This window comes from Pseudomonas sp. 21LCFQ02, from assembly GCF_024129895.2.
Taxonomy (GTDB): Bacteria; Pseudomonadota; Gammaproteobacteria; order Pseudomonadales; family Pseudomonadaceae; genus Aquipseudomonas.
Genome location: NZ_CM178749.1, coordinates 4,211,318 through 4,223,592, shown reverse-complemented (window position 1 = coordinate 4,223,592; position 12,275 = coordinate 4,211,318). Strand labels below are relative to the sequence as shown.

Annotated in this window: 12 protein-coding genes and 1 pseudogene; 6 read left to right on the top strand and 7 right to left on the bottom strand. The window is 60.1% G+C overall.

What is annotated here, in order from left to right; all coding sequences use genetic code 11:
- The first annotated feature begins 38 nt into the window (after positions 1-38).
- Positions 39-980 carry a class I SAM-dependent methyltransferase gene (locus NJC40_RS19330; RefSeq protein ID WP_253140917.1) on the top strand — a complete coding sequence of 314 codons (942 nt, stop codon included), beginning with the start codon at positions 39-41 and terminating at the stop codon, positions 978-980.
- Positions 981-991: 11 nt separating this feature from the next.
- On the top strand, positions 992-1,195 hold the full coding sequence (locus tag NJC40_RS19325; RefSeq protein ID WP_253140918.1) for a hypothetical protein: 204 nt from the start codon (positions 992-994) through the stop codon (positions 1,193-1,195).
- On the opposite strand, the gene NJC40_RS19320 is transcribed toward NJC40_RS19325, so the two are convergent.
- Complete coding sequence (locus NJC40_RS19320; protein ID WP_492180399.1) at positions 1,192-2,253, bottom strand: RNA-guided endonuclease InsQ/TnpB family protein; 1,062 nt, start codon at positions 2,251-2,253, stop codon at positions 1,192-1,194. The genes NJC40_RS19325 and NJC40_RS19320 overlap by 4 nt on opposite strands.
- A gap of 109 nt (positions 2,254-2,362) precedes the next feature.
- Between NJC40_RS19320 and NJC40_RS19315 the strand changes: the two genes are divergently transcribed.
- The 3 genes from NJC40_RS19315 (at position 2,363) to moaA (ending at position 5,105) form a co-directional block, all read left to right on the top strand.
- Complete coding sequence (locus tag NJC40_RS19315; protein ID WP_253140920.1) at positions 2,363-2,584, top strand: VOC family protein; 222 nt, start codon at positions 2,363-2,365, stop codon at positions 2,582-2,584.
- A gap of 58 nt (positions 2,585-2,642) precedes the next feature.
- A complete protein-coding gene (locus tag NJC40_RS19310) occupies positions 2,643-3,998 on the top strand; it encodes a cation:proton antiporter (RefSeq protein WP_253140921.1) in 1,356 nt (451 codons plus the stop codon).
- A 108-nt stretch (positions 3,999-4,106) separates the two neighbouring features.
- On the top strand, positions 4,107-5,105 hold the full coding sequence (gene moaA / locus NJC40_RS19305) for a GTP 3',8-cyclase MoaA (RefSeq protein ID WP_045490834.1): 999 nt from the start codon (positions 4,107-4,109) through the stop codon (positions 5,103-5,105).
- A 12-nt stretch (positions 5,106-5,117) separates the two neighbouring features.
- On the opposite strand, the gene NJC40_RS19300 is transcribed toward moaA, so the two are convergent.
- From NJC40_RS19300 to NJC40_RS19280, 5 genes are all read right to left on the bottom strand, one after another.
- Positions 5,118-5,633, bottom strand: coding sequence for a chalcone isomerase family protein (locus NJC40_RS19300; protein ID WP_045490832.1), 516 nt, complete (start codon positions 5,631-5,633; stop codon positions 5,118-5,120).
- A 298-nt stretch (positions 5,634-5,931) separates the two neighbouring features.
- Positions 5,932-6,240, bottom strand: coding sequence for a hypothetical protein (locus tag NJC40_RS19295; protein ID WP_045490830.1), 309 nt, complete (start codon positions 6,238-6,240; stop codon positions 5,932-5,934).
- A gap of 700 nt (positions 6,241-6,940) precedes the next feature.
- Entirely contained in the window at positions 6,941-7,564 is a 624-nt protein-coding gene (gene ycaC, locus NJC40_RS19290) for an isochorismate family cysteine hydrolase YcaC (protein WP_045490828.1), read from the bottom strand.
- 82 nt (positions 7,565-7,646) lie between these two features.
- The gene (locus NJC40_RS19285; RefSeq protein WP_045494719.1) at positions 7,647-9,488 is read right to left on the bottom strand and encodes an amidohydrolase; all 1,842 of its coding nucleotides are present in this window, start codon (positions 9,486-9,488) and stop codon (positions 7,647-7,649) included.
- Between the two features lie 147 nt (positions 9,489-9,635).
- Complete coding sequence (locus tag NJC40_RS19280; RefSeq protein WP_253140922.1) at positions 9,636-10,250, bottom strand: putative antibiotic biosynthesis monooxygenase; 615 nt, start codon at positions 10,248-10,250, stop codon at positions 9,636-9,638.
- 208 nt (positions 10,251-10,458) lie between these two features.
- On the opposite strand from NJC40_RS19280, the gene NJC40_RS19275 reads away from it, so the two are divergent.
- On the top strand, positions 10,459-12,030 hold the full coding sequence (locus NJC40_RS19275) for a hypothetical protein (RefSeq protein WP_253140923.1): 1,572 nt from the start codon (positions 10,459-10,461) through the stop codon (positions 12,028-12,030).
- A 12-nt stretch (positions 12,031-12,042) separates the two neighbouring features.
- On the opposite strand, the pseudogene NJC40_RS19270 reads toward NJC40_RS19275, so the two are convergent.
- Positions 12,043-12,159, bottom strand: a pseudogene (locus NJC40_RS19270) (LysR family transcriptional regulator); the annotation flags it as partial.
- Positions 12,160-12,275: the final 116 nt, after the last annotated feature.

Genomic DNA, 12,275 nt, shown 5'->3' with positions numbered 1-12,275 from the left:
CTGCTACCATACACGCCCTTTGATCAACGACTCGCGCCATGAATTCCGAAGCACTCGCCACCCTGCACCAGCATCTGCTCACCGCCCTGGACCCCGCCCCGGCTGAAACCCGTCGCTTGTTTCACGGCCGCGGGCGGGTCTGGCCGGGGCTTGAACACCTCACCGTGGACTGGATGCAGGGGGTGGTGCTGGTGGCGCTGTTCCGCGAGCCGGCGGCCGAGGAGCTTGCTGCGCTCAAACAACTGCTGCAGGAACTGACCAATAGCCAGGCATGGCGCAACAGCAAGGCCCATAGCCTGCTGCTGCAACACCGTTATACGGCGCACAGCGATACCGAGTGGCTGCTCGGTGAACACCGGGATCACTGGCTGATCACCGAGAGCGGCCTACGCTACAAGCTCGATTTCGGCCGCAACCAGAATACCGGGCTGTTTCTCGACATGCGCTACGGCCGCGACTGGGTACGGGCCCAGGCCAGTGGCAAGCGAGTGCTGAACCTGTTCGCCTACACCTGTGGCTTTTCGGTGGCGGCGATTGCCGGCGGTGCTGAACAGGTGGTGAACCTGGACATGGCCAAAGGGCCGCTGAATCGTGGTCGGGAGAATCACAAGCTCAATGGCCACGAAATGCACCGGGTAAGTTTTCTTGGCCACGACCTGTTCAATTCCTGGGGCAAGGTGACCCGCAGCGGCCCCTATGAGCTGATCATCATCGACCCGCCGTCGTTTCAGAAAGGCAGCTTTGTGCTGGACAAGGACTACCAGCGGGTGCTGCGCCGCCTGCCGCAGTTGCTCAGCCCCGGCGGTCAGGTGCTGGCCTGCATGAACGATCCGTTGGTCGCGTCGCAATTTCTGATCGAACAGACGGCCCGTGAAGCCCCGGCGCTGCGCTTTGTCGAACGGCTGGACAACCCGCCGGAGTTTGCCGATGCCAGTGCCGAAGGCGGGCTGAAGGCACTGGTGTTCACGCTGGATAATTGAGGAGGTTGATCATGCCGCTACACCCCAAGCCCGGCGCCGTGCTGTTCGGCAAAGATCTGGCGCGTCTGGCGCGGTTTTACTCGCAGCTCGCCAACCTGAGCATCACCCTGGAAGAGAACCGGCTGATGGTACTGGAGTCCGATTCGTTTCAGCTGGTGCTGCACGCCCTGCCGCCGGCGGTAGCGAAAAAGCTGTTGACATCCTCCCCGCCCTAAAGGGCCGGGATTCCCACAACTGGACGCTCATGCCCGAGCGCGAGAATGTTTTTTGCGGCGTTGACGTCGCGGTCGTGGGTGGCACCGCACCCACAACAAGTCCATTCCCTTATTCCAAGCTCTGCGATACCTCTCGGCCTCGAGTCCGGCAATTGCTTGCAGCTCGAACAGGTTTGGGTGGTGTTTCTCTCGCTGACAACCTTGAAAACCGTGCCTGCGTGATCGCATTTGTATTCCAGCATGGTTTTCAATTGGCCCCAGCCGGCGTCCAGCACTGACTTGGCCATCCTGGTTTTCGCGAGTTTCAGTGAGTTCACATCGCCCACCACAATGACGCCACAACGCGCTACCAGCGCGTTGCTGAACTTATGCAGGGCATCCTTGCGGCGGTTCGCAATTTTGGCGTGAATCGCCCGCACACGAGCCTTCTTGCCGGCACGCTGGGCCGTGCCCAGCGCGCTCTCCAGATCCCGGTAGAACCTGCCGCTTTCAAGGCGATCACCGTCGCTGCAGGTGGCCGTGGTTTTCAGTCCGAGGTCGATACCCACTGCGTCCTGGCCTGGCGATAACTGGCGGTCGACCTCGACCACGACGTTGAAATACCAACGTCCACGGCTGTCCTCGTTGAAGCTACCGGATCTGAATTTAAAGCCCGCCAGGCCGTAGCTGTCCCAGACCTTGAAGTGCTGTCTGTTGAAGACGACCTGGCCGTTTTTCCAGACAGCAGCGCCGGCCTTGAGGGGCACCCAGCCCAGGCTGCGCCGAGTACCGCCCGAGCGCCGCCAGCGTAGCTGGCGCTTTTTGAACTGCTTGCGCCGTGTGACATATTCGTCGGCAACAGCCTGCACCGATTGGCTGTGCAGTCCCAGGTCTTTGCCGGCCCCGTTGGTGTACTTGTGAATGTCGAACGCCGACAGAAAACGACCACGCTCACGAATCGAGCGACGGCTCAACTCGTTTACGTAGTTCCACACAAAATTCACAGCACGAGAAGCTTCACGCAGCTGCGGTGCGTGCTTGTCTCGCACTCGAATCTTGAGGGTTTTGGTCGCTTTCATTTCAGTCATGAAATACAGAATAGGGGCGGTTTTGTAGATTTTAACCCCTATGACCGCTTCGCGGTGGCGCCTTCATCCCCCACCTGAAGGAAGGGCTTTTCGCGCCAGCTTGGTAATCGATAGCCCGCCAAAGCTGCGCACTGACCTGCAGCTCAAGCTGGTCTTGCCGGTGGCCAGTCTTGCTCTGGTACGGCAACAGGCCAGCGAACTGGGCGGTGGCCTCAATCCGCTCGACCAGCAATGGCAAGCGCGCAACTTCAGTGCCTGCGACGGCTTCGACCCGGAGGGCAATGTGCTGCAGTTTCGTGAGGATGCGCCTGCGCAAAACTGAAAACATCCTGCTTGATCAGCAGTCATACCCATAAGGGATGGCCGGCGAGGATCGAGCGATGAGCTTCATGGTGTATGTGGGCGTGCTTGGCGTCTTGCTGATGCTGCTGGCCCTGACCTCTTCCTGGCTGCGCTGGCTGCCGGTCACCACCTCGGCGCTGTGCCTGCTGTTCGGTTTTGCCATCGGCCCGGCGGGCCTGCAACTGATTACCCTGGATGTTCAGCGGTCGCATGAATGGCTGGAGCGGCTGACCGAAGTGGCGGTGTTGTTCTCGCTGTTCAACACCGGCATCAAGCTGCGCCTGCCCTTGCGTGCCAGCGCCTGGCACTCGGCCTATTGGCTGGCCGGCCCGGTGATGCTGGCCAGCATCGTTGGCATGGCGCTGGTTGCCCATTACCTGCTGGCGTTGTCCTGGGGGCTGGCGGTGTTGCTCGGCGCAGTGCTGTCACCGACCGACCCGGTGCTGGCCAGCCTGGTGCAGGTCAATGATGCCCAGGATCAGGATCGGCTGCGCTTCGGGCTGTCCGGTGAAGCCGGGCTGAACGACGGCACGGCCTTTCCCTTCGTGATCCTGGCTCTGCTGCTTCTGACCCAGGAGGGCGCCGTGCAGGACTGGCTTGGCGCCTGGGTCCTCAAACACCTGCTGTGGGGCGTGCCGGCCGGCCTTTTGCTGGGCTATGGCATGGGCCGCGGGGTCGGGCAGTTGATGATTCATCTGCGTATCCGCAACGCGGACAGCACCACATCGCCCAATGACTTTCTCGCTCTGGCGCTGATCGCCCTGTCCTACGTTACCGCGCAGGCACTCGGCGCCTTCGGCTTTCTGGCGGTGTTTGCCGCCGGCTTCGGTCTGCGCCAGGCCGAGGCCCGCATCACCCATTCAGAGCTGCCCTCAGAACACGTGGCGCAGCCGGTCCTGGCGCACACCAGAGTCGAGCGGGAGCGGGCCACGGTGACGCAGATCGAAGAACTCAGCGACTCACAACTGGCCGCCGGGGTGATGATGGGCGATATGCTGCTGTTCGGTAACCTCATCGAGCGGGCCATGGAAGTGCTGCTGATCACCCTGCTCGGCGCTTCGTTGGCACTGTACTGGGACTGGCGCGCCATACCACTGGGCCTGGCGCTGTTCTGCATTATCCGGCCGGCCAGCGTGTGGCTGCTACTCGGCCGCAAGCTGTTTGATGCCAGGCAGAAAGCCTTGGTGGGCTGGTTTGGCATCCGCGGGATCGGCAGCCTTTACTACCTTTTTTATGCGCTCGGTCATGGCTTGCAGCCACAGATCGCCCAAGGCGTCACGGGCCTGACCCTCTCGGTGGTAGGTTTGAGCATCATCCTGCACGGCCTGAGTACCCAGCCGCTGCTGGACCGTTATGAACGCCAACTGAGCCGGCCCGAGGTCCGCCAGGACTAATGGCAAGCGACCCGCATAGAGCGGCTCGATCATGCTATTGTCACAACCGATTGGACTGTGGCGGGCGACACACGCAAGCTTGCGCCTGTCATGAGTTGTGAGGGTGAAATGGCTGATTCCGTCCTGATGGACCGCTTTGCACGCAAGGTCGATTACCTGCGACTGTCGGTGACAGATCGCTGCGATTTCCGCTGTGTGTATTGCATGGCCGAAGACATGACGTTTCTGCCGCGCCAGCAGATCCTGAGCCTTGAAGAGTTGTTTCAGGTCGCTCAGGGCTTTGTCGCGCTCGGCACCCGCAAGATCCGCCTGACCGGTGGTGAGCCACTGGTGCGCCAGGGCATCGTGGGCCTGTGTGAGCGGATTGCCGCCCTGCCCGGCCTGCGCGAACTGTGCCTGACCACCAACGGCTCGCAACTGGGCAAGCTGGCAGCACCGCTGTTCAAGGCCGGGGTCAAACGCCTGAATGTCAGCCTCGACAGCCTCGACGCACAGCGCTTTCACGAACTGACCCGCACCGGCCACCTGCACCAGGTGATCGAGGGCATCGATGCGGCCAACGCCGCCGGCTTTACCCACACCAAACTCAATTGCGTGGTGATGCGCGGCCGCAATGACCACGAGATCAACGACCTGGTGGCCTTCGCCATCGACCGCCAACTGGACATCACCTTTATCGAGGAGATGCCCTTGGGGGCAATCAGCGAGCACAGTCGCAAGGAGGCGTTCTACTCCAGCGAGCAGGTCCGCGAGCGAATCGCCGAACGCTATACCCTGCTGCCCTCCACCGACTCGACCCAAGGACCGTCGCGCTATTGGCGCCTGGCTGAAGCCCCGCAGATCCGGATCGGCTTTATCTCGCCGCACAGCCATAATTTTTGCGCGACCTGCAACCGGGTACGCTTGACCGTCGAAGGCCGACTGTTACTGTGCCTGGGCAATGAGCATTCGGCTGATCTCAAACAGGTCCTGCGCGATCACCCTGAGCAACCCGAGGTGTTACGCGAAGCGATTATTCAGGCGATGCAACTCAAGCCCTGGAGCCATGATTTTCGCCTGGACGATGAGGTGCAGGTGGTGCGCTTCATGAATATGACCGGCGGCTGATTAGCGCGGGTCTTATGACTTGCCCAACAATTTGGCGCGCAGGTCCGGGTTACTGGTCGAAGGGTCAAGCCAGATGGCGAAAAACGCCTCGGCAAATTGAGCGTCGCCAATGACATGCAGCAAACGCTTGCCAAGGTAAAAGCGTGCTTCGCGTCCCGGCACATAAACGCCAGTGATGGTCATGCCGGGTTCGACATCAATGAATGCCTGCTGCATTTCCTTACGCCACACGGCCAACTGCTCGGCATTGACCCGTGCACCTGAGGTTTGCTGGATCTCCTCAAGGCTGACGCGGATCAGATCATCGCGTGAAATGGCGCGGTGGTAAGTCAGTTCCAGCGCCAACGGCGCGCCCACCTTAAAAGGCACCACCGGGCTGAACAGGCGCGCGGTGTAGATATTGAAACCCCAGAGCCGCAGGTCGCCGGCTCCTACCATCCGGGCACTTGGGAGCGCTTCACGCCAGTCGGCCATTGCATTGGCGCAGGCTAACACCAAAGCCAGTGATAACCAGCGTAACGCGTTCATGGAGCAGCCCTCAAAAGAGGTCGTCAATCGATGACCGGCACAAGATGAGAAAAGAGCCAGCGGAATGGTCTAGACCTCAGTGGGCCAAATCAGCGCCACCCACTGGCTCTTTGATACATAACCTATACCACCCGGCAGAACTTGTATATTCAGTGAAATAACTTGTCTGAAATATGTAACACGCCCATGACAGATTCTTCGGGCCATTTGCGGATGATCGACGCAGCACAAAAAACCGGTACACAGGCTCCCGAGAGACTGCATACCGGTTTCAATTGGCCTGTTTCAAACGGTTTTGTCAGGCCACCCGGGCACGGGCATGAGCCTTGTGCCACTCGTTACGCAACAGCCCCAGCTGCTCTTCAACGAACGACAGGTCCGCAGCAGCCTTCTTGCCAACATAGCCTTGCCCACGGCGGAACATTTTCAGTGCAACACACAGTTGCGGGTGGGCGGCGCGGAACTCCTGCTCTTCGGAACAGGCCCTCATCGGATCCAGGCGCACTTCACCGCCATGGGTAACCCACAGCATATGGCTGTCGAGAGTATCCTTACGGGCGGCAAACAGACGAGCCAGCTCATCAATGGTCAGGTTGTGGATAGTCATGTTGATGCTCCTTCGCTCGTGCACTGTTCAATAGGCTTGATACATCGACTACGGACACTTCTGGAATGACCGGGAAACTGCGGTACGCAGCATTCGTCAGGTGACATTCGGACTTGAAGGAAATGCAGGTAGCCTTGACGGGAAGCCGCTACAACACAGCATCGAATCCGGGAGGCGAAATAGCGAAAGCCGAAAACTCGACGGGCGATCGGGAACAGATCAGCCACAAGCACGTCATGAAGTCGGTTCGCCAGCTCTTGGTCCTGTAACGACGCGGGCCGGGTCATCTTCGTCAATCTGCCTTGTGGGCAGCCTACATCCTGGAACATCCCGACGGCTTGTCGGGCCTGTTCTGTACACCTTTTTCAGCACTCCCGATCGGGGAGATGGCCTCATCATGCTTAATCGAAAGGCATGCGTCAACAGTTATGTAGTGATTTTTTAAAGTCACTACATATCTTTACAAACCACTGGAGAATCGACTGGCACCGCACTGTCGCGCAGCAAACACGAGACTTTGCAGGAGCGGCTTTAGCCGCGAAGCCTTCGCGGCTAAAACCGCTCCTAGGAGATATCCATTAAAAATCAATAGCTTGCATTTTGTTTAACGAGAGCAGCTTGAGCCGCGAATAGCCTTGTTCGCGGCTCAAGCGGATCGCCGCCCGACCACTGCTACGCAGGATCGCGCAGCAGCGTCGCCTTACTGGGTAAATGCGCTGTAGCTGTTGATCAGGTTGCGGTAGTTGGGGATCCGCTGGGACAACAGGTTACCCAGCCCTTCGATGTCGTTGCGCCAGTCGCGGTGCAGCTCGCAGGCCACTGCGAACCAGTTGACCAGTTGCGCACCGGCAGCGCTCATGCGCGCCCAGGCAGCCTGTTGCACGGTTTCGTTGAAGGTGCCGGAGGCGTCGGTCACTACAAACACTTCGAAGCCTTCAGCCAGTGCCGACAGGGTCGGGAACGCGACACAGACATCGGTCACCACCCCGGCGATGATCAGTTGCTTGCGACCCGTGGCTTTTACCGCCTTGACGAAGTCTTCGTTGTCCCAGGCGTTGATCTGGCCGGGACGGGCGATGTACGGCGCATCCGGGAACTGCTCTTTGAGCTCTGGCACCAACGGGCCGTTCGGGCCTTGCTCAAAGCTGGTGGTCAGGATGGTGGGCAGGTTGAAGAATTTCGCCAGATCGCCAAGGGCCAGCACATTGTTCTTGAACTCGTTCGGCGAGAAATCCTGGACCAGAGAAATCAGGCCGGTCTGGTGGTCGATCAGCAGTACGACAGCATCATCTTTGTTCAAACGCTTGTACGGGTTAGTGCTCATGATTGACTCCATTTTTCGAGTAAAGCCGGGTCAGGACGACCCGGCGGTTGCACGCAGGTGACACACATCAGAACAGGCAGAATCAGAACGCAAAGCACGAACAGCCAAACGCGCCCCAGAACCCCTGGAAGTCGCTGACCGGGGCATTGGAGAGGCGGGCTTTTTCATGGCTATGGGAATGCACGGCGCACGGACCACTGCACTGGTGAACCGCTGCCAGTACCGGTGAGGACGGGCGCCAGTGGCCCTGAACCTTGGCCACGGGCGACCAGTCTGGCAGCACCGCAATAGGTTTGGGTGCCAGCGGCTCGAAGTCGTCGGCGCCGTACACCACCTTGCCGTCGACCACCGTCAGCACCGACTCGATCCATTTGATGGCTTCCTGATCGACGCTGAAGAAGTCTGCCGACAGTGCCACCAGGTCAGCCAGTTGACCGACGCGAATCTGACCTTTCTTGCCTTGCTCGGAAGAGAACCAGGCGCTGCCGTGGGTAAACAGCTCAAGCGCGGTCGCACGCGGCAAACCTTCCGGGTACAGCTCCAGCCCGCCCACCGTGCGACCGCTAACCATCCAGTACAGCGAGGTCCAGGGATTGTAGCTCGATACCCGGGTGGCATCGGTGCCGGCGCCCACCGGTACGCCTTCAGCGAGCATGCGCTTGATCGGCGGCGTGGCCTCGGCGGCCTTGGCGCCGTAACGCTCGACGAAGTACTCGCCCTGGAAAGCCATACGGTCCTGGATCGCGATGCCGCCGCCCAGCGCCCGCACGCGCTCGATGTTGCGCGGGGTGATGGTTTCGCAATGGTCGAAGAACCATGGCAGGCCGTTGAACGGGATCTCACGATTGACCTTCTCGAACACATCCAGCATGCGGCTGATCGATTCGTCATAGGTGGCATGCAGGCGGAACGGCCAGCGCTGCTCGACCAGATGGCGCACCACCGGTTCCAGATCGCTTTCCATGTCCGGGACCAGGTCCGGGCGCGGCTCGCGGAAGTCTTCGAAGTCGGCGGCGGAGAACGTCAGCATCTCCCCTGCCCCGTTGTGCCGCAGGAAGTCATTGCCCTGGTGAAGCTTCACCGAACTGGTCCAATTCTTGAAGTCGGCCAGTTCTTCCTTGGGCTTCTGGGTGAACAGGTTATAAGCGATGCGCACCGTCAACTGATTGTCTTTGTTCAGTTGCTCGATCACCTGGTAGTCATCGGGGTAGTTCTGGAAACCACCACCGGCATCGATGCAACTGGTGATGCCCAGCCGGTTGAGTTCGCGCATGAACTGACGGGTCGAGTTGACCTGATACTCCAGTGGCAGCTTCGGCCCCTTGGCCAGCGTCGCGTAGAGAATCATTGCGTTGGGTTTGGCGACCAGCATGCCGGTCGGGTTACCGCTGCTGTCACGCACGATCTCGCCACCCGGCGGGTTCGGCGTATCGCGGGTGTAACCGGCGACCCGCAACGCGGCACGATTGAGCAAGGCGCGATCGTAAAGGTGCAGCAGAAACACCGGGGTGTCCGGGGCGGCCTGGTTGATTTCTTCCAGGGTCGGCATGCGTTTTTCAGCGAACTGGAATTCGTTCCAGCCACCGACCACGCGTACCCACTGCGGGGTGGGCGTGCGCGCGGCCTGGTCCTTGAGCATGCGCAGTGCGTCGGCCACCGATGGCACGCCTTCCCAGCGCAGTTCCAGGTTGTAATTCAGGCCGCCACGGATCAGGTGCAAGTGCGAGTCGTTAAGCCCCGGAATCACCGTACGGCCCTTGAGGTCGATGACCTGAGTGGCGCTGCCGCGCAGGGCCATGACTTCGGCCTCGCTGCCAACGGCCACGAAACGCCCGGCGCTGATCGCTACCGCGCTGGCCTGGGGCTTTTCGCGGTCGACGGTGTGGAATTTGCCGTTGAACAGGATCAGCTCGACAGTATTCATAGCAGTACCTTTGACTGAAGATTGAGAAGTGCCGGCCTGGCCGGCGAAGGAAAAGGCCGGGAGGATCGCCGCGGCAGCGCTGAGCAACGAGCTGTTGGCGATAAAGCGCCGGCGCTGCAGATCGGTGTTGTTGTCATCACTCATGGATCAGTTACTCCCTTTGTCTGAGGCTGGAGCATTCAGCCAGGCAGCGAACAATCGCGTGGCGGCAGGCATCATCAGATACACCACCAACAGGACAATGGTCAGGGTGATCAGCACGTTGCTCATCACATAACCTGACAGCAGCGGGCTCAGGCCCAGCACCGGCCCCCACAGCAGCGGCACCAGCAGGCTCAACGGCAGAATCACCAGGTAAGACACCACCGCCTGTTTCCAGCGCGGCGGCTGGCGCGCCTCTTCAACGCTTGAGTTGAACCAGAATTCGTTATGGGCCGTGACCTGAGTCTGATCGCCATCGGCCAGCATCGGCTCGGCCTCACGCACCAGCTCGCGCCGCTGCTGCGAGTCCAGCCATTGCTGCAGGCTCTGAGTGCAAGCAAAGCGCAAAACCGAGGTAAAGGTCTGCAGCCCGTCGCTGCGCCCACGCATCACATCCACGCCCAGATGGCCCTGCTGCTCGGCGGCAATGCTGACAATGCGCCGCAACCACTGTTCGTACTGCACTTCCAGGCCGGTCTTGATCCGGTGGCGGATCACCAGGGTCACGACTTCACGAGCTGACTCGCCCGCCGCTGCGTCGGGGTGAAGGGTGTCGGACATGCTCGGCGCTCCAAGGCACGGATTGAGAAGCGGGCGTCGAACTGCTCAAGCCCGGCTTCGATGAGAGTGCGATGGTGCCGCTGATTGCCAGACGAGAATTGGATGCATGTGCTGTGTTGGCTACAGACCCGATACAAATCCTCAGATATCGCTACTGATTTCCGTTGTACGGCCGATAACCTGCGCATAACGACATTGGAAGCCGTTTATGAACGCTATTACAGGCCTCACCCCGCTGAGCCCGCTGTACAAAACCCAGCTGAGCACCACACTGCCCGTGCAGCCCGCCGGCCAGACTTCGGCCGATACCAGCCTGCCGGCGACCAGCGTCATCCTCGGCCAGGACAACAGTGTCAGTGACTCGCAGACCTATTCACGTCAGGGCCAAATGCCTGGTGCGCAAACCCATTACAGCTGGGAAGCGGATGCCACAGACTCGCTCAGCGCCCTGATACTTGCGCAACTCAAATCAGGCCCGAACGGTGCCCGTTTTCAGGGTTTGGGCGCGGCGTTGCTTGAACAACTGGCAGCCAATGGCGGTAAAGCCATTTCCCAATCCGTGTTTGCCTCTGGATCCGAGATCAGCGGACCTGCTGCACTCAAGCCGCTACAGGACGATCTACGCGCACACCCGAACAATAGCCTGACGTTTAGTCTGACAACCGCTTCCGGCGCCACGGTGCAGTTGTCTCTGGCCAGTAACGATCAAGGCCTGGCGGTCAATGCCGAGGTACTGGGCGGTGAGCTGAGCGCAAGCGAACTCAAGGGCCTCAGCGCTCTGGCCAGTTCTTTCCAGTCCGCCATTGATGGCCTGAGCCAAGTGCCGCCCAAACTGCAATTGGGCGAACTGACCCAACTAGATCCAAAGCTGTTCACCTCACTGCAGCTCAATGCCAAATTACAGACCCCGGACGGCGACCAGCTTTTCGAATTGCGCCTGGATGAAAAATCCCGCAGCGTCAGCCTGCAAGGTCCCAGTGGCGAGCTGAAACTGGAGCTTGATGCCAGCAACCTTCAGTTGCTCGGCAACGTCACTCAGCGCCAGTCAGCGATCAACAGCTACCTTGAACAGTTCGATGCCGCACAAAAACGCGGCCAGGGTGACAAGGATCTGATCAGCCTGTTCAAGGACGCCTTCGTTCAGCTCAACAGCGCTGACGACCAGCGCAGCGCAGCAGCCGAAGATCGGCTGAGCGAGAAGGACCGCACCTTGCTCAGCGGCCTGGCCGACTTCAGCGCCTCGATTAACGAGACCGAGCGCTACAACAACCCGATGCGGCCGCTGGAAGCCGAGCGCTTTAGCTACACTGTTTCGCAAACCAGCAGCGTCAACGATGAAAAACCGCTGGAGCTGGATGTACAGCAACAACAGCAAAGCGCACTCAAGGCGTCTTACCACCAGAGCCTCAATCCACTGGTCGCGCTGACCTTGAGCAGCGAGCGTGAATCTCAGAACTATCGCTACTACGAGATCAATGACCAGGCCAGCAGCAGCACCCGCATCGCTTACCATAAGGGCAGGCTGATCGAGGCCAGCGCCACTCAACAGTCCACCCAGAACGAGCGGGTCCGCACCTACGTCAATGGCGACCTGACCCGTGACCTGCAGACTCCGGCTTCGGTCACCGAGTCACGCAACCTGCTGAGCATGATCAACGAGGTGTTCGAGCAAGAGCGTATTTCACAACGTGACCACCGTGTGTCGGTCCTTGAGGGTCTACTGATGCCGCAGCGCAAGAACTGGCTGCTGCAAAGCTCCGCCAGCAAGATCGCCGATTAAGCAGCGCATCAATCAGCCAATCGGCAGCGCCCGGCTCAGGTAGTGGGCAATCCGCTCGCGCAGCCAGCGCTCGGCCGGGTCGTTGTCATGGTCGCCGCTCCAGACCATCAACAACTCGGCCGGATTGATCGGCAACGACGCAGGTCGTTACAGTTAATGCTTTGAAACGCTGCTGATCAAAGGCGCGATGCTGCAACAGCCAGCTTAAATCCTGGGCGCAACGCTCGACCTCCCCTCCCTCCCCG

Coding starts and splice junctions, on each gene's coding strand:
- NJC40_RS19310 (WP_253140921.1), top strand. CDS start 2,643: ATGAGCTTCATGGTGTATGTGGGCGTGCTTGGCGTCTTGCTGATGCTG.
- NJC40_RS19320 (WP_492180399.1), bottom strand. CDS start 2,253: ATGAAAGCGACCAAAACCCTCAAGATTCGAGTGCGAGACAAGCACGCA.
- NJC40_RS19330 (WP_253140917.1), top strand. CDS start 39: ATGAATTCCGAAGCACTCGCCACCCTGCACCAGCATCTGCTCACCGCC.
- NJC40_RS19280 (WP_253140922.1), bottom strand. CDS start 10,250: ATGTCCGACACCCTTCACCCCGACGCAGCGGCGGGCGAGTCAGCTCGT.
- moaA (WP_045490834.1), top strand. CDS start 4,107: ATGGCTGATTCCGTCCTGATGGACCGCTTTGCACGCAAGGTCGATTAC.
- NJC40_RS19275 (WP_253140923.1), top strand. CDS start 10,459: ATGAACGCTATTACAGGCCTCACCCCGCTGAGCCCGCTGTACAAAACC.
- NJC40_RS19325 (WP_253140918.1), top strand. CDS start 992: ATGCCGCTACACCCCAAGCCCGGCGCCGTGCTGTTCGGCAAAGATCTG.
- NJC40_RS19295 (WP_045490830.1), bottom strand. CDS start 6,240: ATGACTATCCACAACCTGACCATTGATGAGCTGGCTCGTCTGTTTGCC.
- NJC40_RS19285 (WP_045494719.1), bottom strand. CDS start 9,488: ATGAATACTGTCGAGCTGATCCTGTTCAACGGCAAATTCCACACCGTC.
- ycaC (WP_045490828.1), bottom strand. CDS start 7,564: ATGAGCACTAACCCGTACAAGCGTTTGAACAAAGATGATGCTGTCGTA.
- NJC40_RS19300 (WP_045490832.1), bottom strand. CDS start 5,633: ATGAACGCGTTACGCTGGTTATCACTGGCTTTGGTGTTAGCCTGCGCC.